Source organism: Falsiroseomonas tokyonensis (genome assembly GCF_019024325.1).
GTDB lineage: Bacteria > Pseudomonadota > Alphaproteobacteria > Acetobacterales > Acetobacteraceae > Falsiroseomonas > Falsiroseomonas tokyonensis.
In genome coordinates, this window is record NZ_JAFNJS010000004.1 from 562,488 (window position 1) to 584,336 (window position 21,849).

Below are 21,849 nucleotides of genomic sequence, written 5' to 3' on the forward strand. Positions count from 1 at the left end.
GTTCGACGTCGAACATTCCGCAAGGCCAAAATCGGGACCGGGCGACCACCTGTTTGTCGAAGCTATTCCGAGCCGGAGGCGCCCGGCGCCGCATCCATCAGGCGGCTGATCGCGCGGGCGAGATCGGCCAGCCGATAGGGTTTCGGCAGCAGTAGGAAGCCTTGCTCCAGGTCGCCCGGCTCCGGCGCCACGCCCTCCTGGTAGCCGGAGGTGAAAAGCACCCGCAGCCGCGGCCGCAGCACCATCGCCTGGCGCGCCAGCTGGTGCCCGTTGAGACGCCCCGGCATGACGATATCGGTGAAGAGCAGGTCGACCGGCGCGCCGCCCTGCAGCAGCGCCATGGCGGCCTCCCCATCCTCGGCCAGCAGCACCTGGTAGCCCAGCCGCTGCAGCTGCGCCCGGCCGGTCCGCCGCAGGGTGGCATCATCCTCCACCAGCAGCACCCGGCCGCGGCCGCCTTCCAGCGCGATCGGCGGCGCCTCCGCCTCCTCCGGCTCCGGCACCGCGGCGGCCTGCGGCAGATACAGGGTCACGGCGGTGCCGCGGCCGGGCGCGGTGCGGATCCGGACATGGCCCTGCGACTGGCCGACGAAGCCGAAGACCATGCTAAGGCCGAGGCCACTGCCCTTGCCGAAGGCCTTGGTGGTGAAGAAGGGCTCGAATGCTCGCTCCGCCACCTCCGGCGGCATGCCCGTGCCGGTGTCGGAGACGGTGATGGTGACGTAGTCGCCCAGCGGGACATCCGCCTGCGCCGCGGCCAGCGCCGAGGCCGAGATCCGGTCGGTCTCGATCCGCAGCAGGCCGCCCTCGGGCATCGCGTCGCGCGCATTGATGCAGAGGTTGAGCACCGCATTCTCCAGCTGCGGCCCGTCGATCACCACCGGCGCCGGGCCGCGGCAGGGCAGGAAGGCCAGCTGGATGCCGGCGCCGATCAGCGGCCGCACCAGCGCCTCCACCTCCCGCAGCAGGCGGTTCACGTCCAGCGCCTTCGGCGCCAGCGGGTGCAGCCGCGCGAAGGTCAGCAGCCTGGCGGTCAGCGCCGCGCCGCGTTCCGCCGCCGCCAGGATCACCTCCAGGAAGCCGCGCAAGGCGGGGTCCTGGACCGTGGCCTCCGCCATCAGCTCCACATTGCCGATGATGACGGCCAGCAGGTTGTTGAAGTCATGCGCCACGCCACCGGTCAGATTGCCCAGCGCATCCAGGCGTTGCGACTGGCGCAGCTGTTCCTCCATGGCGCGCGGGCGGGTGATATCCACCATGCTGCCCACCATGCGCAGCGCCGCACCCTCCGCATCCTGGATCAGGAAGCCGCGGTCCAGCACCAGGGCCAGGCTGCCATCGGCGCGGCGCAGACGGTATTCCTCCCGCCAGGGCCGGCCGGCGGCGATGGCGGCCTGGCGGCTGGCCAGCACGCGGTCGCGATCCTCCGACGCCACCAGCGCCGCCCACCAGCCGAGGCCGGGCGGCGGGTCCGGCAGGGCATGGCCGAATTGCTCGCGGAACTCCTCCCCCAGCCAGAGCCGGTCGATGGCCAGGTCCAGGTCCCAGACGATCTCCGCCGTGGCGCGGGCCACCAGGCGGAAGCGCTGCTCGTTCAGCGCGATCTCCTCCGCATCGCGCAGCCGGCGCAGCAGCGGGCGCAGCGTGCCGGCCAAAGCGCGCATCCTCTCCGCCAGCGCCGCCATGTCGCGATCATCCGAGGCGAAGCCGATGCTGAAGGCATAGCGTTCCCCGCCCACCGAGACCGGCGTGACGACCTGCGCGCCGATGCGCTGCGAAACCGACAGGCTGATGGCCGGGTAGCGCCGCTGCATCGCGTCATCGATGTGCGTGATCACCTGCTGCTCGCCGCTGACTGCCACCTGGCCGATCAGCGAATTGTCGATGCGCACGTCGATCTGGCGCAGATGGCTGAGATAGGCCTCGGTCAGCGCCGGCGTGCTGGCCTGGCCCGCCACCAGCTGCATATGCACGCCATCCGGCGCCAGGCGGAAGAACAGGCAGAGCATGCCGCAGGTGGCCTCCCGCACCGCGGCCATGGCCTTGTCCACGGCGACGGCGAAGCTGGGCGCATCGGCCACCACCCGCAGCAGCTGCTCGCGCCAGGCGAGTGCGAGGAATTCCGCGTGCCGTTCCAGCGCCTCCACCGCCGTGGCGGCGAGATCGGCCAGCACCGCCTGCTCGGCCGCGCCCAGCGCCGCGCGCGGACCGTCATGGCGCAGCCAGAGCGTGCCGAGCCGGGTGCCGTCGCGGCCCAGCAGCGGCGTGTCCAGGGCGAAGCCGGCCGGATCATCCTGCGGCGGCGCGGTGGCGCTGGCGGCCTGGCAGATGCCGGCCCGCGCCACGCCCAGGCTGTTGCACGCCAGCCGCGCGATCCGTTGCAGCGCCTGGTCCAGCAGGGTGTCGCTGGGCGCGGCCGGATCCGGCGCGGGCTGCCGGCCGCCCCGCGAATCCTCATAGTCGGGAAGTGTCGGCATCCGGCGATCCTAGGCATATCCATCAGCCAGGGCGAGGTCTCGGCACCTTCCGGGCGGCCTGGCCCGCCGGCGGTGGGGCGGTGGCGCCGCGCAGCGGCGGGGCAGTGGCGCCGCGCAGCGGCGGGGCGGTGCTGCCGCGCAGCATCAGGCCCGGCGCCAGCGCCCCGGCATGGGCCTGACCCTCAGCCTCCCCCTGGCGGGGCACCGCGCGCAGCAGGTCCACCAGATGGCTGCCGCAAGCCTGCGCCAGTTCGCGCGCCGGCAGCGCCACCGTGCTCAGGCCGGGGCCCCACCAGCGCATCCAGGCGCGATCGCCGAAGCCCACCAGGGACAATTCGCCCGGGACGTTGAGGCGCAGCTCGGCCACCGCCTCCGCCGCGCCGAGCGTGATGCGCGGCCCGCCGAGCACGATGGCGCTGGGCCGCGCCGCCTCGAACAGAAGGCGGAAGGCGCCGGCGGCGGCCGGGCCATGCGGCGCCACGGTGGAGACCAGGGCCGGATCCTCCGCCAGGCCCGCCTCGCGCAGCGCGCGGCGATAGCCGGCCAGCCGCGCCGCGCCGGTGCTGACCGTCTCGCTACCGCCGACATAGCCGATCCGGCGATGGCCGAGGGCGAGGAGATGCGCCGTGGCCTCCTGGATCCCCGCCTCGTCGTCAAAGACGAAGGCCTCCGCCGCCAGCGCCGCCACCCGCCGTACCAGCTGCACCGTCGGCAGCCGGCCGAGCAGCGCGAGGGTCTCCGGCAGCGGGTTCTCGCTCGGCATCAGCACCAGCGCCGCGGCCCGCGCGCCAACCAGCGCGCGGACATGCGCCAGCTCCCGCTCCGGCGCATCGCCGCTGCAGGCGACGACGAGCTGGCGACCCGTGGCATTGACGCATTCGGCGATCGCCTTGGCCATCGCCGCCATGTCGTTCTCCTCGATGTCGGGAACGACGAAGCCGACCAGCGCGCCGCTCTGCACCCGCAGGGCGCGGGCGGCGGCATTGGCGATATAGCCATGCGCCTCCGCCGCCGCGCGCACGCGCGCCTTCACCGCGGGCGTGATGGCCGGATGGTCGTTGAGCGCCCGCGCCACCGTGGAATGCGAGACGCCGACGATGCCGGCGAGGTCCTTGATCGTGGTCACGCGGCGAAGATGCCGCAGGGCCGGGGGGCCTGCAAACCGCCCCTTGACGCGGGTCGCCGGGCCCGGCCATCATCGTGCCAACGTTGGCACAACCAACTAGGCAATGCCAACGTTGGCATTTATAAAGGGACCCGAGGATGCGTCCACAGACCCAGGCCGAAGCGGCCCCGCGCCGATGACCGCCAAGCTGCCCCTCACCCTGGCCTGCAACCTCTACGACCGCTCCCTGCCCCTGCTGACCGGCCAGGTGGAGATCGAGGGCTGCGCGGTGAACTTCGTGCCGATCGCGCCCGAGGAAGCCCATGCGCGCGCCTTCAACGGCGCAGATTTCGACGTGACGGAAATGTCGCTCAGCAGCCATCTGCTGGCGACCTCGCGCGGCGGATCGCCCTATCTCGCCTTGCCCGCCTTCATCTCCCGCGCCTTCCGCCATTCCTGCATCTACATCCGAAAAGACAGCGGCCTGCGCACGCCGGCGGATCTGCGCGGCAAGGTCATGGGCGTGCCGGAATACCAGATGACGGCGGCGGTCTGGACCCGCGGCATCATCTCCGACGACTATGGCGTGCGGTCCGAGGAGATCGCCTGGCGCACCGGCGGCCTGAATATGGGCGGTCGCAAGGAACGCATGGCGCTGGACCTGCCCGCCGGCTTCGACGTTCGGCCGATCGGCGACGCGACGGCGCTGTCCGATGCGCTGGTGGATGGGCGGATCGACGCGCTGCTCACCGCCCGTGCACCCGCCTGCTACGACAACGGCCACCCCGACATCATCCGCATGTTCGAGGACTACCGGCCGCTGGAGGAGGACTGGTTCCGCCGCACCGGCATCTTCCCGATCATCCACGCCATCGGCCTGCGGCGTGACCTGGCGGAGCAGCATCGCTGGCTGCCGCGCAGCGTCTTCAAGGCCTTCCTGCAGGCCAAGACCCTGGCGCAGCGCAATATGTGGGAAATGGGCTTCCTCACCACCAGCCATCCCTGGCTGGGCGACGAGGCGCGGCGCCTTCGCGACATCATGGGGGAGGACCCCTGGCCCTATGGCCTGGAGCCCAACCGGAAGACCGTGGAGACCCTGATCCGCTACGCGCGCGAACAGGGGCTGATCCATCGCGCGGTGACGGCGGAGGAGCTCGTCTTCCCGCATGTCTCCGACAAGGCTTTCGCGATCTAGCCCGCGCCCGACAAGACAGAAGGAAACACGCATGAAGCTGCTGCGATACGGCCCGCCGGGCGCCGAGAAGCCGGGAATGCTGGATGCGGAGGGCGCGATCCGCGACCTCTCCGGCATCATCGACGATCTCTCCGGCGCCGCGCTCTCGCGCGAGGGGCTGGCACGGCTGGCCGCGCTCGACCCCGCCTCCCTGCCCCGCATCGAGGGCCAGCCGCGCCTCGGCATCCCCTTTGCCGGCACGCGCAACTTCGTCTGCATCGGGCTGAACTACGCCGACCACGCGGCGGAGACCGGCGCGCAGGTGCCGAAGGAGCCGATCGTCTTCCTGAAGTCGCTCAGCGCGCTGTGCGGCCCGACGGACGACATCATCGTCCCACCCGGCTCACGCCACACGGATTGGGAGACGGAGCTCGCCATCGTCATCGGCAGCGTCACCACCCGCGTCAGCGAAGCGCAGGCGCTGGACCATGTCGCGGGCTATGCGGTGGCCAATGATGTCTCCGAGCGCGACTGGCAGAACAATCGCGGCGGCGCCTGGGACAAGGGCAAGGGCTTCGACACCTTCGGCCCGCTCGGCCCCTGGCTGGTTACCAAGGACGAGGTGCCGGATCCGCAGGCGCTGGACATCTTCCTCGACCTCGACGGCCAGCGCATGCAGGACGGCAATACGCGCACCATGATCTTCGGCGTGCGGACGCTGATCAGCTATGTCAGCCAGTTCTTCACCCTGCACCCCGGCGATGTGATCAGCACCGGCACGCCGCCCGGCGTCGGCTTCGGCCGCAAGCCGCAGCTCTTCCTGCGCCCGGGCCAGACCCTGCGCTTCGGCATCGCGGGCCTCGGCGAGCAGCAGCACAGGACCATCGGCGTGGACTGACGCCGCACCACCAAAGGGAGGAAACAACAATGAAGCTCAGGATTCTCGTGGCGGGGTTTGTCGCCTGCGCGCTGGCGACGGCTGCCGTGGCGCAACCTGCGCCGGGCGCCGACACCTATCCCAACCGGCCGATCCGCCTGATCGTACCCTCCGGCCCCGGCAGCGCCACCGACCTCGCCGCCCGCATCTTTGCCGAGGAGGCGGGCCGTCGCCTCGGCTCCCCCGTGGTCGCGGACAACCGCACCGGTGCCGGCGGCCGCATCGGGCCGGAGACGGCGGCGCGCGCGCCGGCCGATGGCTATACGCTGATCTGGGCCAATTCCATCGGCTTCGGCGTGCTGTCCACCACCGCCGGCAACCTGCCCTACGACCCGGTGCGCGACTTCGACCCGATCGCGCCGATTGCCTGGTTCCAGATCACGCTGGTCTGCAATCCGCGCCTGGTGCCGGCGCAGAACCTGCAGGAGCTGATCGCCTATATGAAGGCGCGGCCGGGCGCGGTGCGGGTCTCCTCCGCCGGCGTCGGCTCCGGCAACCACTTCGCGCTGGAGCTGTTCAACTGGAAGGCCGGCGTGGAGACGCTGCACGTGCCCTATCGCAACCCGATCCAGGGCATCCAGGATGTGGTGGCGGGCAATCTCGAATGCACCATGGACAGCCAGGTGGTCTCGCAGATCGAGGCCGGGCAGCTGCGCGCCTTCGCCGTCACCGGATCGCAGCGCGACCCGCGGCTGCCGCAGGTGCCGACCATGGCGGAGGCCGGGCTGGCCGGCTACGACCTCACCTGGTTCCAGGCCATCGCCGCCCCCGCCGGCACGCCGCGCGCTGCGATCGACCGCCTGCAGGCCGTGGCGCGGGAGATTGCGGAATCGCCCGCCTTCCGCAATCGGATGGCCACCGCCGGCCTGACCGTGCTGCCCGGCACCTCCGAGGATCTGGCGCGGATGATCCGGTTCGAGATCGACCGCTACCGCAGCATCGCGACCCAGGCCAATCTGCGTTTCGAATAACCGCCCCGGAACGCGAAGGGCCGGACCCCTGCTCGCGCAGCGGTCCGGCCCCAGGTCGTCCGGGTGCCGGATGGCGCGGGCCATCCGGCAGGAACGTCAGACGGAGTAGTACATCTCGAACTCGACCGGGTGCGGCGTGTGCTCGAACTTGTACACCTCGCCCCACTTCAGCTCGATGTAGCTCTCGATCTGGTCCTTGGTGAAGACGTCGCCGGCCAGCAGGAACTCGTGGTCGGCGGCCAACGCGCCCAGCGCCTCGCGCAGCGAACCGCACACCGTCGGGATGCCCTTCAGCTCCTCCGGCGGCAGGTCGTACAGGTCCTTGTCCATGGCATCGCCCGGATGGATCTTGTTCTTGATGCCATCGAGGCCGGCCATGAGCATGGCGGCGAAAGCCAGGTAGGGGTTCGCACCCGGATCCGGGAAGCGGACCTCGACGCGCTTCGCCTTCGGGCTGGTCGCATAGGGGATGCGGCAGGAGGCGGAGCGGTTGCGGGCCGAATAGGCCAGCAGCACGGGCGCCTCGAAGCCCGGGATCAGGCGCTTGTAGCTGTTGGTGGTCGGGTTGGTGAAGGCGTTGAGCGCCTTGGCGTGCTTGATGATGCCGCCGATGTAGTACAGCGCCATCTCCGACAGGTCGGCATAGCCGTTGCCGGCGAACACCGGCTTGCCGGCCTTCCAGATCGACTGGTGCACATGCATGCCGCTGCCGTTGTCGCCGTAGATCGGCTTCGGCATGAAGGTCGCGGTCTTGCCGTAGCTGTGCGCCACGTTGTGCACGCAGTACTTGTAGATCTGCATGTGGTCGGCCTGCTGCACCAGCGGGCCGAACTTGGTGCCCAGCTCATGCTGGGACTGCGCCACCTCGTGGTGGTGCTTCTCGATCGCCAGGCCCATCTCGCCCATGGTCGACAGCATCTCGGCGCGCAGATCGCCCTCGCTGTCCACCGGCGGGACCGGGAAGTAGCCGCCCTTGACCACCGGGCGGTGGCCCATGTTGCCCTCCGGATAGTCCTTCAGGCTGGCGCCCGGGCCCTCGACGGAATCGAGCTGGTAGATGCCGTAGTTGCCGCCCGTGCCGAACTTCACGCTGTCGAAGACGAAGAACTCGGCCTCGGGGCCGAAGAAGGCGGTGTCGCCGATCCCGGTGGACTTCAGATAGGCCTCGGCGCGCTTCGCCGTGCTGCGCGGGTCACGCGAATACATCTGGCCGGTCGACGGCTCCACGATGTCGCAGAACAGGATCATCTGCGGCTTGGCCGCGAAGGGATCCATCACCGCCGTCGCCGGGTCCGGCATCAGGATCATGTCGGACTCGTTGATCGCCTTCCAGCCGGCGATCGAGGAGCCGTCGAACATGATGCCGTCCGCGAACACGTCCTCATCGATGGTGGAGACGTGCTGCGCGGTGTGCTGCCACTTGCCGCGCGGATCGGTGAAACGGAAATCGACGTATTCGACGCTGTGCTCCTTGATCATTTCCATGACCTTGGAGACGGCGGCGTTGCTGCCACCGGCTGCCGGCTTCTTCGCCATCGTGTGCGGTCCTGTGCCTTTGTTCGTCCCGGTCCCATTGCCGCGCGACGGGGACCGGTCCCCGCCACGCGCCCGGATGGTGCCGCCACCCCCGCGAAGGGGGTGCCCCGGCCATCCGGTCAGCCTTCCCCGGCGCATCGCCGGTCCGGCCCGTCTTCGCCCATCCGGCGTCATGCCGGGCAAGGCGAGAATTCCACTTGGAGCAAGCGAAGCGCCCGTGGGCCACTTCCTGCGCCCGGTCCTCAGACCGCGTCGTCGCCCCTTTCGCCGGTGCGGATGCGGATCACTTCCTGCACGTCGCTGACGAAGATCTTGCCATCGCCGATGCGCCCCGTGCGGGCCGCGGCCGTGATCGCCTCGATCGCGCGTTCCATCAACTCATCCGGGCAGACCACCTCGATCTTCACCTTCGGCAGGAAGTCCACGACGTATTCGGCGCCGCGATACAGCTCGGTATGGCCCTTCTGCCGCCCGAACCCCTTCGCCTCGACCACGGTCAGCCCTTGCAGGCCGATCTCGTGCAGCGCGTCCTTCACCTCATCGAGTTTGAAGGGCTTGATGATCGCCTCGATCTTTTTCATCGGCTCCGTCGCTCCGCATGCCGGCCGGATGGCCTGACGCAAGCGCTGATTCCCCCCGGCCTCATTCCGCCACGCGACCGGCGGACCGGTCGATGACGGGCAGCAGGGTTGCCGCCCCGTCTGCCGCCCCTCCTGTTGCATGGCGCATGCCATGCCGGCAACGGCGCAGGCCGGGGATTCTGGCACGGCCAGCACCCAGAACGATCATATCTCATGCAGATAGCACAGAAAACAGGCAGATGGATGAGGGCCGGTTGCGCCTGCAACCCTCTCGCCCCATCATCTTCCGCCGCGCCCCGACCCCGCCTCGCCAGCCCTGCCGAGAGACCCCCCGTGAAGCCCCAGAACAACCTGCTTTCCGCCACCGGGACCACCATCTTCACGGTGATGTCGGCGCTTGCCGTGGAACACGGCGCGATCAATCTCGGCCAGGGCTTTCCGGACTATGACGGGCCGGAGGATGTCATCGAGGCCGCCGCCGCCGCCCTGAAGGACGGCCGCAACCAATACCCGCCTATGAGCGGCCACCCGGACCTGCGCCAGGCGGTCGCAGCCCACAACCGCCGCTTCTACGGGCTGGAGGTGGATGCGAACGCCGAGGTCATCGTGACCTCCGGCGCGACGGAGGCGATCACCGCCTGCCTGATGGCCGTGCTGAACCCCGGCGACGAATGCGTGCTGATCGAGCCGCTCTATGACACCTACCTGCCGGTGGTGAAGCTGCTGGGCGCCATCCCGAAGCTGGTGCGCCTGACCCCGCCGAAGTGGGAACTGCCGCGCGCCGAGCTCGCGGCCGCCTTCGGGCCGAAGACCAAGGCCATCCTGCTCAACACGCCGATGAACCCCACCGGCAAGGTCTTTACCAACGCCGAGCTGGCCTTCATCGCGGATCTGCTGGAGCGGCACGACTGCTACGCGATCTGCGACGAGGTCTACGAACACCTGACCTTCGACGGCTGGAAGCATGTGCCGCTGATGACCCTGCCGGGCATGCGCGAACGCTGCATGCGCATCGGCTCGGCCGGCAAGACCTTCAGCCTGACCGGCTGGAAGATCGGCTATGTCACCTGCGACCGCTCGCTGGCCGGCAATGTCACCAAGGCGCACCAGAACCTGACCTTCACCACCGCGCCCAATCTGCAGCGCGGCATCGCGGTGGGCCTGGCCAAGGACGATTCCTATTTCGCCGGCCTGTCCAGCAGCCTGGAGGCGAAGCGGGACCGGCTGGCGGCGGGGCTCGCCCGACTCGGCTTCGGCGTGCTGCCGACCCAAGGCAGCTACTTCGTCACCACCGATTTCCGGCCGCTTGGCTTCAACGGGGATGACGTGGCCTTCTGCCGGACATTGACCACCGAGGCGAAGGTCACGGCCATCCCCGTCACCGCCTTCTACGCTTCCGCCGATGCGCCCAGCCATTACGCCCGCTTCGCCTTCTGCAAGGGCGATGCGGTGCTGGACGAGGCGCTGGCGCGGATCGAGGCCTGGCTCGCCACCCGCACCGGCGAAGCCCGCGCGGCCGCCGGCTGAATGGACCTCGCCGCCCTGATGGAACGGGCGGAGGCGGCCCGCGCCCAGGCCTATGCGCCCTATTCCCGCTTCCAGGTGGGCGCCGCCCTGCTCTGCGAGGACGGCAGCATCCAGACCGGCTGCAACATGGAAAACGCCAGCTTTGGGGCCACCATCTGCGCCGAGCGCGTGGCCCTGGGTGCGGCCATCGCCCGCGGCCAGCGCCGCTTCCGGGCCATCGCGGTGGCCGGCCCGGCGGGCGTGGCCCTCTCGCCCTGCGGCCTCTGCCGGCAGGTGATCTCCGAGTTTTCGCCGGATGGCGGCCTGGTGGTCGCGATGCGTGACGCCGAGGGCCGCCTGCGCCAGGCCTCCATCGCCGCCCTGTTGCCCGATAGCTTTGGTCCCGCCCAGCTTCGCCCCGGTTGACGCGACCGGCCGCCTCGCCCTATCACGCGCAGCCCGGGGCAGCTCGGATGTGGGACGTGTGGCGGTCGTAGCTCAGCTGGTAGAGCGCCAGGTTGTGGTCTTGGATGTCGCGGGTTCGAGCCCCGTCGATCGCCCATCCACACGTCCCAGGAAGCCATAAATCATGCAGATCCGCCTCGATGGCCGCACCGCCCTGATCACGGGCGGCTCCAAGGGTCTCGGCCTCGCCATTGCCGAAAATTTCGTTGAATCGGGCGCCGCCGTGGCGCTGGTCGCCCGCGGGGCGGAGGCGCTGGCCGCCGCAAAGGCCCGCATCGCCGGAAAATTCCAGGGCGCCCGGGTGGCCACCATCGCCGCCGATGTCGGCACGGCGGAGGGCTGCGCCCGCGCCGCCCAGCAGGCCGCGGCGGAGCTCGGCCCCATCGACATCCTGGTGAACAATGCCGGCACCAGCCAGCGCGGCCCCTTCATGGAGGTGGACGACGCCCTCTGGCAGGCCGATCTCGACCTGAAGCTCTTCGCCGCCATCCGGCTGACCCGCGCCGTCTGGCCCGGCATGCAAGAACGCCGCTGGGGCCGCATCATCAATGTGCTGAATGTGGGCGCCAAGGCGCCGGCGGCCGGCGGCGCCCCCACCGCCGTCTCCCGCGCCGCCGGCATGGCATTGACGAAAATCCTGGCCGGCGAGGGTGCGCCCCACAATATCCTGGTGAACGGCATGCTGGTCGGCATCATCGAGAGCGACCAATGGGTGCGCCGCCACGCCGCCGACCCGCGCGGCATTTCCTGGGAAGACTGGAAGGCCGAGCAGGGGAAGGGCGTGCCGTTGGGCCGCATCGGCAAGGCCGAGGAATTCGCCGCCATGGCCACCTTCCTCGCCTCCGAGCAGGGTGGCTATGTCACCGGCACGGCCATCAATGTCGATGGCGGGCGCAGCCCGGTGGTCTGACCCGCGGTGGTCCTGCTCGGCATCCTCGGCTTCCTGCTGCTGCTGGCCCTGATCTTCGGGCCGCAGCTCTGGGTGCAGCATGTGCTGGCCCAGGCGCAGGCGGAGCGGCCAGACCTCGCCGGCACCGGGGCCGAGCTGGCGCGCCACCTGCTGGATGAGGCCGACCTCCGCCAAGTGAAGGTCGAGGAGACCGACCAGGGCGACCATTACGACCCGGAGGCCGGCGTGGTCCGCCTGACCGCGCCGCATTTCCACGGCCGCTCCATCGCCGCGGTGGCGGTGGCGACGCATGAGGTGGCGCATGCCGTGCAGCATGCCCGGGGCGAGCCCGGGTTTCGGCGTCGCGTCGCGCTGATCCGCCTCATCACGCCGCTGGACCGCATCGCCCAGCTGGTGCTGGTCTCCATGCCGCTGGTCTTCGCCGCGGTGCGGTCCCCGGCCCTGCTAATGGTTCAGCTGGCGCTGGTGGTGGTGCTGTTTGCCGGCCGGCTGGCGGTGCATGCGGTGACCCTGCCGGTGGAGCTGGATGCCAGCTTCCGCAAGGCGCTGCCGGTGCTGGAACAGGGCGGCTACCTGAAACCCGCCGACCTGCCGCAGGCGCGCCGCGTGCTGCGCGCCGCGGCGCTGACCTATGTGGCGGCGGGGCTGATCACGCTGATCAACGCGCTGCGCTGGTTCCGGCCCTGAACTTCCGCCGCGCCGCCCGCTTTCCTCCGCCGGCATCCTGCTGTAGCCCGACCACTGATTTCATCCGGGGGCGCCGCACATGGCTCGTGAACTGACCGTCGCAATCGCTGGCCTCGGCGCCATTGGCCTGCACCTGGCGCGCGCGCTGGATGCCGGCGTGGAAGGCCTGCGGCTGGTCGCCGTCTCCGCCCGCGACCAGGACAAGGCCCGCGCCAATCTCGCCGGCTTCCGCAGCCAGCCGGCCCTGGTGGGGCTGGCCGAGCTCGCCCAGGCCGATGTGGTGGTGGAAGCCGCCCCGGCCGCCGTCTTCGAGGAGGTGGCGGTCGCTGCCATCGAGGCCGGCCGCATCTTCGTCCCCAGCAGCGTCGGCGCGCTGCTGCCGCGCATGCATCTGGTGGAGCGGGCGCGGGCGACCGGCGCGCGCATCATCGTGCCGACCGGCGCGCTGCTCGGCCTGGATGCGGTGCGCGCCGCGGCGGAAGGCGAGGTCGCCTCCGTCACCATCGAGACGCGCAAGCCGCCGCGCGGCCTGGTGGGCGCGCCGTATCTCGACCAGCACAAGATCGACGTGACCAGCATCACCACGCCGACCCTGATCTTCAAGGGCAATGCCTTCGACGCCGCACAGGGCTTTCCGGCCAATGTGAATGTCGCCGCCGCGCTGGCACTCGCCGGCATCGGGCCGGAGCGCACCACGGTGCAGATCTGGGCCGACACCACCGTGACGCGCAACACCCACACCATCCGCGTGGAGGCCGCCAGCGCGCGGCTGACCATGACGATCGAGAACGTGCCGAGCGAGGAAAATCCCCGGACCGGCAAGATCACGCCCCTGTCGATCCTGGCCTGCCTGCGTGGCCTGACCAGCACGCTGAAGGTCGGCAGCTGAAACAGCGCGGCGTGGGGCTTAGCTGAAGCAGCGCGGCGTGGGGCTTACTTGAGAACGCCTTCCGACAGCATGCGATGTACGGAAAGGTATTCGCTGCCTTTGGGGAAGCTCTTGACGATCGGCTGCGCCTCCCCGCGCAGCCAGATCTTCAGCTCCGCATCCATGTCGAAGCTCCCAGCGGACTCGACGGAGTAGCGCGCGATGTCCTGGTAAGGGATGCTGAGATACTCGGTCTTCCGGCCGGTGACGCCCTGCCGATCCACAAGGATGCACCGCTTGTTCGTGAAGACGAACATGTCGCGTACCAGGCGATAAGCGCCCTTGAGCTCCTCGCCTGCAACCAGCAGCGGAGAGAACTCCTCCGCGAGCTTCACAAGGTCCACCTTGGAGGAATTGCCCATCAGGGCATCGAAGATGCTCACCTGTTTCTCCCTCAATTTGACGGCGGATCGCCTCGGCTAGAGCACGCGATCCGTCCTCTCGGACGGACCTCGGGCTCTAGAAATTATTGTTTCTAAATCACGAAATCCGTAGCGCTGATTCAGTGTTATCGGCTAGTGCTTTAGCCGCAGCGTCAACAGCACGATGCGTTATCCGTTGCGCTGCTCCAGGCTAAATTACTTCGAGATCGCGAGATACGTCTGTTCGGAGAGATCATGCTCTGGACGCCCCCCTCACTCCGCCGCGGCCGCGCCCTGCCAGGCGACCAACCTGGCATAGGCGCCGCCACGCGCCAGCAGCGCGGCATGCGAGCCGCTTTCCACCACCCTTCCCTGCTCCATCACCACGATCCGGTCGGCATTGCGGATGGTGGACAGGCGATGGGCGATGACCAGCACGGTGCGGTCCGCCATCAGCGCCTCCAGCGCCTGGCGCACCAGCGCCTCGCTGATGGTGTCGAGATGCGAGGTCGCCTCGTCCAGCACCAGCACCGGCGCGTCCTTCAGGAAGGCGCGGGCGATGGCGATGCGCTGGCGCTGGCCGCCGGATAGCTGCACGCCACGCTCGCCCACCGGCGTCGCCAGGCCCTGCGGCAGGCTGGCGACGAAGTCGGACAGCGCGGCGCGCTGCAGGGCGAGGTCCAGCTCCCCGGCCGTCGCCTCCGGCCGGGCCAGGCGGATATTCGCCTCCAGCGTGTCGTTGAACAGATAGGTATCCTGCGCCACCAGGGCGACATTCTGGCGCAGCGCCTCCAGCGACAGCGCGCGCAGATCGGTGCCGTCCAGGGTGACGCGGCCGGAGCCCGGGTCCCAGAAGCGCAGCACCAGGCTGGCCACGGTGGATTTGCCGGCGCCGGAGGGGCCGACCAGCGCGACCGTGCGCCCGGCCTCCAGCACCAGCTCCACCCCCTCCAGCGCCGGCCGCGACCGGCCGGGATAGGTGAAGCCCACGCGCTCGAAGGCCAGGGTGGAACCGCCGGGGCGGCGCGCCGGCCGCTGCGTGCCATCCGCAACCAGGGGCACCTCGCGCTCCACCACGCGCAGGCGGCGGGTGGAGGCGATGGTATCGGCCAGCTGGCGGCCGACCTGCGCGATCTCCGAGACTGGGAGGAAGGCGGCGATGGCCAGCAGGATCAGCACCGGCAGCAGCCCCGCTGCCAGCGTTCCCTGCGCCACCAGCACCGCGCCCACCGCGGCCACCGCGATGCCGCCGAGGCCGGTCGCCGCCTCCAGCTCCGCCGCCGCGCGGGACTGGTCGTCCAGCAGCGCCAGGCGCTGGCGCTGATAGGCGGCGATGCGCGCCAGGAACCCCTCCCGCCGCGCCGGCACGGCGCGGAAGGCCAGCAGGTCGCCGAGGCCCTGGATGGTCTCCGTCACATGCGCCCCCAGCGCGCCCAGCGCCTCCCGCGCCGCGGAGCCCATGCGGTCGATCCGCGCCCGGCCGCGCAGCGGCGAAAGGGCGGCGAAGGCCAGGAAGGGCAGCAATGCCAGCGCCACCGGCCAGGCGATGGCGGCCAGCACCGCCAGCACGGTCAGCGGCACCAACAGAGCCACCAGGGCGGGGGCGACGGTATGGGCATAGAAATACTCCACCGTCTCCACATCCGTCGTCGCCAGCGCCACCAGGTCGCCGCTGCGCCGGCGCATCAGATAGGCCGGGCCCAGCGCATCCAGCCGGGCAAACAGGTCGATCCGCATCTCCGCCAGCAGGCGATAGGCGATGTCATGCGCCAGCCAGGATTCCAGCCAGTGCAGCAGCCCGGCCAGCGGCGCCACCAGCAGCAAGGCGAGGGTCAGCCCCTGCAGCGGCGCGCCGTCCCGCAGCGCCGCAATCAGCAGGGCGCCGAGCACGCCGACGCCGATGAAGGCGGTGACGCGCAGGATGCCCAGCAGCACCACCAGCAGCATCTGCCAGCGCCAGGGCAGGATGGTGCGCAGCAGGCTGGAAAGCGTCTCGCCCCAGCCGATCGCCGCCGCCTCCGCGCCGAGATCCGCCGGCGCCGCGGCCTGCGCTTCGGGCGCGGTGGCCGCCGCTTCCTCCGGCGCCAGCAGCCGCTCCGGCGCGGCCGCGCCGCGCTCCGCCGCCTGGCCGGCCATCAGGCGGCGATAGATGCCGTCCTGGCGGATCAGCGCGGCATGGCTGCCGCTTTCCACCACGCGTCCCTGGTCCAGCACCAGGATGCGGTCCGCGCCGATGACGCTGGACAGGCGATGCGCCAGGATCAGCGTGGTGCGGCCCTGCATCAGCCGGTCCAGCGCCTGCTGGATCACCGCCTCGTTCTCCGCATCCACCGAGGACAGCGCCTCATCCAGGATCAGGATCGGCGCATCGCGCAGCAGCGCCCGCGCGATGGCCAGGCGCTGGCGCTGGCCGCCGGACAGGCGCGCGCCACGCTCCCCGATCACCGCCTGGTAGCCGCCGGGCAGGGCCGCGATGAAGTCATGCGCATTGGCGGCGCGGCAGGCCGCCTCCAGCTCCACCTGGCTCGCCTGCGGCCTTCCGAGACGCAGGTTCTCCGCGATGGTGCCGTGGAACAGCGTGGCGTCCTGCGCCACGATCGCCACCTGCGCCGCGATGCCGGCGGGATCGAGCCCCGCCACATCCTGCCCGCCGATGGTGATGCGCCCGGATTGGGGATCGTGCTGGCGCAGCAGCAGCCGCAGGATGGAGGACTTGCCCGCGCCGCTCGGCCCGACGATGCCCACACGCTCCCCGGCCGCGATGGCGAAATCCAGCCCGTCATGCGCCGGCGCGCGGCCGCCGGGATAGGCGAAGCGCACGTCGTGGAATGTGATGGAGGGGGCCGGGCCCTCGCCGCCCAGCCGCAGCACCGCCCCGCCCGGCGCCACCGCCGGCTTGGCCTCCAGCAGCGCATTGATGCCGATGGCGGCGGACTGCCCGATCATGCCCTGGTGCAGCACCGATCGCAGGTCGCGCAACGGTCGGAAGATCTCCGTGCCCGCCATCAGCACCACCAGCAGCGCCTCCAGGCTCATCTCGCCCGCCCCGACGCGCTGCGCGCCGAGGATCAGCGCCAGGGCCGCGCCGAGGGCCATGCCCGTATCGGTGATGCCGCGCGTCAGCACGCCCATGGCCAGCACCCAGAAGGTGCTGCGATACAGCGCGCGCGCCTTGTCCGCGAGCTTCTGGCCATAGGACCGGCTCTGGCCGAAGGCCTGCAGGGTAGGCAGGCCCTGCACCGCGTCCAGGAACTCGCTGCCAAAAGCCTTGAACGCTTGCTGGCGCGCCAGCGCCGCGCGCTTGTCCCAGCGATGCACCAGCGCCGGCAGCACCAGCGTCAGCAGCGCCGCGGCCAGCAGCACCAGCGCCACCGGCACGTCCCAGAAGGCGATGAAGACGAAGATCGCCACCGGCGCGCAGGCGGCGATGGCGAGTTGCGGCACATACTGGCCGAAGAAGGTCTGCAACTGCTCCACGCCATCGACCATGGAGAGCATCACGCCGCCCGTCCGTTCCCCGGCGAACCAGGCCGGGCCGAGCGCCGCGATGCGGTCGAACAGCAGGCCGCGCAGCCGGCCCTGCACGGCGGCTGCCATGCGGTTCGCCTGCACCGCCCGCGCATGGTCCAGCGCCGCGCGGACCAGCACCGCCGCCACCGCGCCGGCCAGCGGCCAGGCGATGCTGGCCAGAGTCCCGCCGCCGAAAACCTGCGCCAGCGCCACGCCCAGGAAGGCGAAGCGGGCGATGCCGGCGGCCAGCGCCAGCAGGCCGAGCAGCACACCGCACGCCAGGCCCAGCCGCAGCCCGGCCGTCAGCTTCCAGAGGCGAAGATCGAAATACATGCGGCGCATCCCTGGGCCGCGGTCGACTCCGCCTGGGCCCCGGCGGCAGGCTGGCCCCGCGCGGGCGTGCCCGCAAATGCTGGTTTCTCATTCGCTGTTGAGCAATGTTGCACGGCGATGCCTCCCCGCCTCCCGCCCCTCGCCGCGCTGCGCGCCTTCGCCGCCGTCGCCCGCCAGGGCGGCTTCGCCCGCGCCGCGGCCGCGCTGAACGTCAGCACCAGCGCCATCAGCCACCAGATCCGCGCGCTGGAGGCGGAGCTCGGCACGCCGCTGCTGACCCGCGCCCGCAATGGTGCTGGCCAGACCGAGCCCACGGCCGAGGGCACCGAACTGCTTGGCGCGGTGGAGGCGGCGCTGGCGCGGCTCGGTGAGACCTGCGACTCCATCCGCGGTCGCGCCCACCAGGCCCGCCCGCGGCTGACGGTGGCGGCCAATGGATCCTTCGCCTCGCTCTGGCTGGCCCCGCGCCTGGCCGCCTTCGCCGGGCGCCATCCGAGCACCGCCTGGACCATGCGCTCGGTGGAGGAGGAAAGGCCCGACCTTCAGCGGGAGGGTATCGACCTGGCCATCCTGCGCCTGCGCACCGGCACGGTGCGGCCGCCGGACCAGATCCTGTTCGAGGAGGTGATGTTCCCGGTCTGCAGCCCGGCCCTGGCCGGGATCGACACGCCGGAGAAACTGCTGGGCCAGAGCCTGCTGGAGGAAGCGCATGGCGCCAATCCGGAAATGGACTGGCGCCACTGGCTGGGCCTGCTCGGCCTGCCGCCGGCGCAGGGTCGGATCATCCGCTTCAGCAGCTTCAACCAGGTGATCGCGGCGGCGCTGGCGGGTGCCGGCGTGGCGCTGGGCCGCGTGCCGCTGCTGGATGCGGAACTGGCCGCCGGCCGCCTGGTGCGGCTTTTCGCACCACGCCAACTGCCGGGGTCCTGGGCCTTCGTGCTGCACACAAGACCGGGGCTGGCGAGGGACCCGCATGTGGCGCAGCTGCGGGACTTCTTGCTGACCGGGGGCTGAACGAGGGCCCGTCCTCTCGCTTCGGAAGCCGCGCGTCGGAAGGCAGCCGCGGCCACCACCCGATCCGGTGGTCATGATTTGGGGCAATGATCGGGCAAATGGTGCCGACACCCGGGATTGAACCGGGGACCTACTGATTACGAATCAGTTGCTCTACCGCTGAGCTATGTCGGCGCACCAATAGCGGCGCCTATAGCCTTCCGCGCGCCGGGGGACAACCCGCCTCCGAAGCCTCCCATGACCGCGCCGCGCCAAGCTGCTAGACCCTTGGGCAGATGCGTCGGCTTCTTCTCCTCCTCGTCCTCCTCGCCGCGGCGGGGGCGGCGGCCTGGGTCCGGTACGGGCTGCCGCCGCGCGTGGCGATCGCGCTGGCGACGCAAGGCATGGCGCTGGAGGCCGTCTATGCCACCGGCAATGTGGAGCCGGTGAACTTGGCCCGCATCGGCCCCGCCACCCGCGCCCGGCTGACCGAGGTGCTGGTGCAGGAAGGCGAAAGGGTCGCGGAAGGCCAGCCCATGGCCCGCCTCGATGACCGCCAGGCCCGTTCGCTGGCGGCGGAGGCCGAGGCCCGCGCCCGCTTCGCGGTGGAGGACCTGGCCCGCACCCGCACCCTGGTCGCCCGCGACATCACCGCCCGCACCAGCCTGGAACGCGCCGAGCGCGACGCCCAGGCCGCCGAGGCCACCGCCCGCGCCGCCCGCCAGCGCCTCGATGACTATGTGGTGCGCGCGCCGATGGAGGGCGTGGTGCTGCGCCGGGACGCCGAGGTGGGCGAGGTGGTGGACACCCCCGCCTCGCTCTTCTGGGTCGGCGAACCGCGGCCGCTGCGCCTGACGGCGGAGGTGGATGAGGAGGATATCGCCCGCATCCGTCTCGGCCAGCGCGCCCTGCTGCGCGCCGATGCCTTTCCGGGCCGCGCCATGACCGGAGAGGTCGCCCAGATCACGCCCAAGGGCGACACGGTGCGCAAGGCCTATCGCGTGCGCATCTCCCTGCCCGAAGACACGCCCCTGCTGATCGGCATGACGGTGGAGGCCAATATCGTGCTGCGGGAGGCGCCGGAGGCCGTGCTGGTGCCGCCCGCCGCCGTGGTGCTGCCGCCGGCGCCGCGCGATGCCTCCCCGACCGCACCGCCCGCCCCGCCGCCAGGTGCGACCCGCCGCGCCCATCTCTGGGTGGTGGAGAAGGAGGTGGCGCAGCGGCGGGAGGTGGAGATCGGCGTGCAGGCGCCGCGCAGCATCGAGATCCGGCGCGGCCTGGCCGCCGGCGAAGCGGTGGTGCTGAACCCGCCGGAGGGGCTGCGGGACGGCATGCCGGTGCGGCTGGAGGCCGAAACCGCACCATGAGCCAAGGGGCATGAGACTGCTGCTGGACCTGGCGCGCGGCATGCTGACGCGGCGGTTGCGGCAGACCCTGGTCTCGGTCACCGGCATCGCCCTCGGCGTCGCCTTCTTCATCGCCACCGCCGCCATCATGCGCGGCTTCCAGACCTATTTCGTCACCCAGATCATCGACGTCTCGCCGCATATCACCATCAAGGACGAGACCCGCCGCCCCGCCGCCCAGGCGGCGGAGCTTGCCCATCCGGACGGCGCGGTGCTGGTGCATGGGGTCAAGCCGCGGGACCGGGTACGCGGCATCCGCAATGCCGGCCAGAAGGTGGCGATCCTGGAGGCTATGGAGGGTGTGGCCGCCGCCCCGGTGCTGCAGGCGCAATCCCTGCTTCGCTACGGATCGCGGGATGTCTCCGCCGTGCTGACGGGGCTGGAGCCGGAGCGGCATCGCCGCGTCTCCAATATCGAGAAGGACATGATCGCCGGCCGGCTGGAGGATCTGCGCCGCTCCGCCAATGGCATCATCCTGGGGGAGGCGCTGGCCTGGCGGCTCGGCATCGGCCTGGGCGACACGCTCTCCGCCGTGGCGCCCAGCGGCACGGTGCTGTCGATGAAGGTGGTCGGCCTGTTCCGCACCGGCATCCAGGCGGTGGACCAGGGCCATGCCTTCGCGCTGCTGAAGGTGGCGCAGGTGCTGGCGGACCGGCCGAATGTGGTGAACCAGATCCTGGTCCGCCTGGCCGACGTCACCCAGGCCGAACCCCTGGCGCGGCAGATCGAATCCCGCTTCGGCGACCGGACGGAGAGCTGGGAGGAGCAGTCGGCCAATATCCTCACCGTCTTCGTCATCCAGAACGCCATCATGTTCTCGGTCACCGGCGCCATCCTGCTGGTCGCCGCCTTCGGCATCTACAACGTGATCTCCACGGTGGTGATCGAGAAGACGCGCGACATCGCCATCCTGAAGTCGCTCGGCTTCACCGAGGGCGATATCCAGCTGCTGTTCCTGGTGCAGGGCATCGTCGCCGGGCTGATGGGCGCGGCGCTGGGCTGCGTGCTGGGGGCGCTGATGATCGAGGGCCTGGCGCTGGTTCGCTTCGGCGTGCAGACGCCCTCCGGCCAGGGGCAGTTCCTGCTGGACCGGGATGTCCGGGTCTATCTGCTGGCCAGCCTGTTTGCGCTGATCGCCGCGGCGCTGGCCTCCGTCATTCCGGCGCGGCGGGCCAGCCGGCTGGATCCGGTGCAGGTGGTGCGGGGCGCGGCGTGAGCGGCCCCCCGCTGCTGGAAGCGCGCGCCGCCACCCGCCAGCTGGCGGAGGGCGTGGTGCTGGTGCGGGATGTGTCGCTGGCCATACAGCCCGGCGAGTTCATCGCGGTCACCGGCCCCTCGGGTTCGGGAAAATCCTCGCTGCTCTATTTGCTCGGCCTGCTCGACCGGCCGAGCCGGGGCGAGGTGATGCTGGAAGGGCGCGACACGGCCCGTCTGCCAGCGGCGGAGCTGGCCGGGCTGCGCCTGGCGAAGCTCGGCTTCGTCTTCCAGTTCCACTTCCTGCTGCCGGAATTCACCGCACTGGATAATGTGCTGATCCCCATCCGGCGGCTCGGCCGCCTGCACGGCGCCGCCGCGCGGGACCGCGCCATGGGACTGCTGGCGGCCTTCGGCCTGGCGGATGCATGGCAAAAACTGCCGGAGCAGCTTTCGGGCGGCATGCGCCAGCGCTGCGCCATCGCCCGCGCCCTGGCCAATGACCCGGCGCTGATCCTGGCGGATGAGCCGACGGGCAATCTGGACAGCGCGAATGCCGCCGGCGTCTTCGACATCTTCGAGAGGCTGACGCGGGAGGAGGGGCGTTCGATCGTGGTGGTGACCCACGACGCCAGCCTGGCCCGGCGCGCGACGCGCCAGATCCGGCTGATGGACGGCGTGGTGGTCAGCGACCAGGCGCAGGGCTGAGAGCCTGGCCCGGAAGATCGGCGGCGTTCCCCTCCTGGCCGGGACGAAACATCCGCGACCGGCCCT

The 21,849-nt window shown here is 70.8% G+C and carries 18 protein-coding genes and 2 tRNA genes; 13 read left to right on the forward strand and 7 right to left on the reverse strand.

The window, feature by feature from the left end:
- Positions 1-62 precede the first annotated feature (62 nt).
- Together J3S20_RS16320 and J3S20_RS16325 are read right to left on the reverse strand one after the other, a co-directional pair.
- Positions 63-2,477, reverse strand: coding sequence for an ATP-binding protein (locus J3S20_RS16320; protein WP_216837545.1), 2,415 nt, complete (start codon positions 2,475-2,477; stop codon positions 63-65).
- A 22-nt stretch (positions 2,478-2,499) separates the two neighbouring features.
- Positions 2,500-3,603 carry a LacI family DNA-binding transcriptional regulator gene (locus J3S20_RS16325; protein WP_216837546.1) on the reverse strand — a complete coding sequence of 368 codons (1,104 nt, stop codon included), beginning with the start codon at positions 3,601-3,603 and terminating at the stop codon, positions 2,500-2,502.
- Positions 3,604-3,778: 175 nt separating this feature from the next.
- Here J3S20_RS16325 and J3S20_RS16330 point away from each other — a divergent pair, with 175 nt between their 5' ends.
- Genes J3S20_RS16330 through J3S20_RS16340 form a run of 3 tightly spaced genes read left to right on the forward strand, consistent with a single transcriptional unit; the run spans position 3,779 to position 6,664 of the window.
- The gene (locus J3S20_RS16330; RefSeq protein WP_216837547.1) at positions 3,779-4,777 is read left to right on the forward strand and encodes a substrate-binding domain-containing protein; all 999 of its coding nucleotides are present in this window, start codon (positions 3,779-3,781) and stop codon (positions 4,775-4,777) included.
- 31 nt (positions 4,778-4,808) lie between these two features.
- Positions 4,809-5,654 carry a fumarylacetoacetate hydrolase family protein gene (locus tag J3S20_RS16335; protein WP_216837548.1) on the forward strand — a complete coding sequence of 282 codons (846 nt, stop codon included), beginning with the start codon at positions 4,809-4,811 and terminating at the stop codon, positions 5,652-5,654.
- A 29-nt stretch (positions 5,655-5,683) separates the two neighbouring features.
- Positions 5,684-6,664: a Bug family tripartite tricarboxylate transporter substrate binding protein gene (locus J3S20_RS16340; RefSeq protein ID WP_216837549.1), complete on the forward strand. Its 981-nt coding sequence runs from the start codon at positions 5,684-5,686 to the stop codon at positions 6,662-6,664.
- 96 nt (positions 6,665-6,760) lie between these two features.
- On the opposite strand, the gene glnA is transcribed toward J3S20_RS16340, so the two are convergent.
- Together glnA and J3S20_RS16350 are read right to left on the reverse strand one after the other, a co-directional pair.
- Positions 6,761-8,200: a type I glutamate--ammonia ligase gene (gene glnA / locus J3S20_RS16345; RefSeq protein WP_216837550.1), complete on the reverse strand. Its 1,440-nt coding sequence runs from the start codon at positions 8,198-8,200 to the stop codon at positions 6,761-6,763.
- 242 nt (positions 8,201-8,442) lie between these two features.
- The gene (locus J3S20_RS16350; protein ID WP_168045998.1) at positions 8,443-8,781 is read right to left on the reverse strand and encodes a P-II family nitrogen regulator; all 339 of its coding nucleotides are present in this window, start codon (positions 8,779-8,781) and stop codon (positions 8,443-8,445) included.
- A 333-nt stretch (positions 8,782-9,114) separates the two neighbouring features.
- Between J3S20_RS16350 and J3S20_RS16355 the strand changes: the two genes are divergently transcribed.
- The 6 genes from J3S20_RS16355 to J3S20_RS16380 all read left to right on the forward strand — a co-directional run bounded on the left by J3S20_RS16355 (position 9,115) and on the right by J3S20_RS16380 (position 13,238).
- On the forward strand, positions 9,115-10,308 hold the full coding sequence (locus J3S20_RS16355) for an aminotransferase (RefSeq protein ID WP_343215240.1): 1,194 nt from the start codon (positions 9,115-9,117) through the stop codon (positions 10,306-10,308).
- On the forward strand, positions 10,309-10,713 hold the full coding sequence (locus tag J3S20_RS16360) for a cytidine deaminase (RefSeq protein WP_216837552.1): 405 nt from the start codon (positions 10,309-10,311) through the stop codon (positions 10,711-10,713).
- A 61-nt stretch (positions 10,714-10,774) separates the two neighbouring features.
- Positions 10,775-10,847 (forward strand) — tRNA-His (locus J3S20_RS16365).
- A gap of 29 nt (positions 10,848-10,876) precedes the next feature.
- The gene (locus tag J3S20_RS16370; protein WP_216837553.1) at positions 10,877-11,662 is read left to right on the forward strand and encodes an SDR family NAD(P)-dependent oxidoreductase; all 786 of its coding nucleotides are present in this window, start codon (positions 10,877-10,879) and stop codon (positions 11,660-11,662) included.
- Between the two features lie 6 nt (positions 11,663-11,668).
- The gene (locus tag J3S20_RS16375; RefSeq protein ID WP_216837554.1) at positions 11,669-12,349 is read left to right on the forward strand and encodes a zinc metallopeptidase; all 681 of its coding nucleotides are present in this window, start codon (positions 11,669-11,671) and stop codon (positions 12,347-12,349) included.
- Between the two features lie 79 nt (positions 12,350-12,428).
- Positions 12,429-13,238, forward strand: coding sequence for an aspartate dehydrogenase (locus tag J3S20_RS16380; protein ID WP_216837555.1), 810 nt, complete (start codon positions 12,429-12,431; stop codon positions 13,236-13,238).
- Positions 13,239-13,282: 44 nt separating this feature from the next.
- On the opposite strand, the gene J3S20_RS16385 is transcribed toward J3S20_RS16380, so the two are convergent.
- Positions 13,283-13,660 (reverse strand): PH domain-containing protein, encoded by a 378-nt coding sequence (locus J3S20_RS16385; protein ID WP_216837556.1) that lies wholly within the window; start codon positions 13,658-13,660, stop codon positions 13,283-13,285.
- A 252-nt stretch (positions 13,661-13,912) separates the two neighbouring features.
- Positions 13,913-17,482: an ABC transporter ATP-binding protein gene (locus J3S20_RS16390; RefSeq protein ID WP_216837557.1), complete on the reverse strand. Its 3,570-nt coding sequence runs from the start codon at positions 17,480-17,482 to the stop codon at positions 13,913-13,915.
- 117 nt (positions 17,483-17,599) lie between these two features.
- On the opposite strand from J3S20_RS16390, the gene J3S20_RS16395 reads away from it, so the two are divergent.
- Complete coding sequence (locus J3S20_RS16395; RefSeq protein WP_216837558.1) at positions 17,600-18,496, forward strand: LysR substrate-binding domain-containing protein; 897 nt, start codon at positions 17,600-17,602, stop codon at positions 18,494-18,496.
- A gap of 99 nt (positions 18,497-18,595) precedes the next feature.
- Here J3S20_RS16395 and J3S20_RS16400 read toward each other — a convergent pair.
- Positions 18,596-18,670, reverse strand: a tRNA-Thr gene (locus J3S20_RS16400).
- Positions 18,671-18,771: 101 nt separating this feature from the next.
- Here J3S20_RS16400 and J3S20_RS16405 point away from each other — a divergent pair.
- Genes J3S20_RS16405 through J3S20_RS16415 form a run of 3 tightly spaced genes read left to right on the forward strand, consistent with a single transcriptional unit; the run spans position 18,772 to position 21,783 of the window.
- Positions 18,772-19,842: an efflux RND transporter periplasmic adaptor subunit gene (locus J3S20_RS16405; protein ID WP_216837559.1), complete on the forward strand. Its 1,071-nt coding sequence runs from the start codon at positions 18,772-18,774 to the stop codon at positions 19,840-19,842.
- 10 nt (positions 19,843-19,852) lie between these two features.
- Complete coding sequence (locus J3S20_RS16410) at positions 19,853-21,097, forward strand: ABC transporter permease (protein WP_216837560.1); 1,245 nt, start codon at positions 19,853-19,855, stop codon at positions 21,095-21,097.
- Complete coding sequence (locus J3S20_RS16415; RefSeq protein WP_216837561.1) at positions 21,094-21,783, forward strand: ABC transporter ATP-binding protein; 690 nt, start codon at positions 21,094-21,096, stop codon at positions 21,781-21,783. The genes J3S20_RS16410 and J3S20_RS16415 overlap by 4 nt, the downstream gene beginning before the upstream one ends.
- Positions 21,784-21,849 lie beyond the last annotated feature (66 nt).

Bases quoted from the DNA above. Each gene is read 5' to 3' on its own strand.
- J3S20_RS16320 (WP_216837545.1), bottom strand. From the start codon at position 2,477: ATGCCGACACTTCCCGACTATGAGGATTCGCGGGGCGGCCGGCAGCCC.
- J3S20_RS16330 (WP_216837547.1), top strand. From the start codon at position 3,779: ATGACCGCCAAGCTGCCCCTCACCCTGGCCTGCAACCTCTACGACCGC.
- J3S20_RS16335 (WP_216837548.1), top strand. From the start codon at position 4,809: ATGAAGCTGCTGCGATACGGCCCGCCGGGCGCCGAGAAGCCGGGAATG.
- J3S20_RS16340 (WP_216837549.1), top strand. From the start codon at position 5,684: ATGAAGCTCAGGATTCTCGTGGCGGGGTTTGTCGCCTGCGCGCTGGCG.
- glnA (WP_216837550.1), bottom strand. From the start codon at position 8,200: ATGGCGAAGAAGCCGGCAGCCGGTGGCAGCAACGCCGCCGTCTCCAAG.
- J3S20_RS16350 (WP_168045998.1), bottom strand. From the start codon at position 8,781: ATGAAAAAGATCGAGGCGATCATCAAGCCCTTCAAACTCGATGAGGTG.
- J3S20_RS16360 (WP_216837552.1), top strand. From the start codon at position 10,309: ATGGACCTCGCCGCCCTGATGGAACGGGCGGAGGCGGCCCGCGCCCAG.
- J3S20_RS16370 (WP_216837553.1), top strand. From the start codon at position 10,877: ATGCAGATCCGCCTCGATGGCCGCACCGCCCTGATCACGGGCGGCTCC.
- J3S20_RS16380 (WP_216837555.1), top strand. From the start codon at position 12,429: ATGGCTCGTGAACTGACCGTCGCAATCGCTGGCCTCGGCGCCATTGGC.
- J3S20_RS16390 (WP_216837557.1), bottom strand. From the start codon at position 17,482: ATGTATTTCGATCTTCGCCTCTGGAAGCTGACGGCCGGGCTGCGGCTG.
- J3S20_RS16395 (WP_216837558.1), top strand. From the start codon at position 17,600: ATGCCTCCCCGCCTCCCGCCCCTCGCCGCGCTGCGCGCCTTCGCCGCC.
- J3S20_RS16405 (WP_216837559.1), top strand. From the start codon at position 18,772: ATGCGTCGGCTTCTTCTCCTCCTCGTCCTCCTCGCCGCGGCGGGGGCG.
- J3S20_RS16410 (WP_216837560.1), top strand. From the start codon at position 19,853: ATGAGACTGCTGCTGGACCTGGCGCGCGGCATGCTGACGCGGCGGTTG.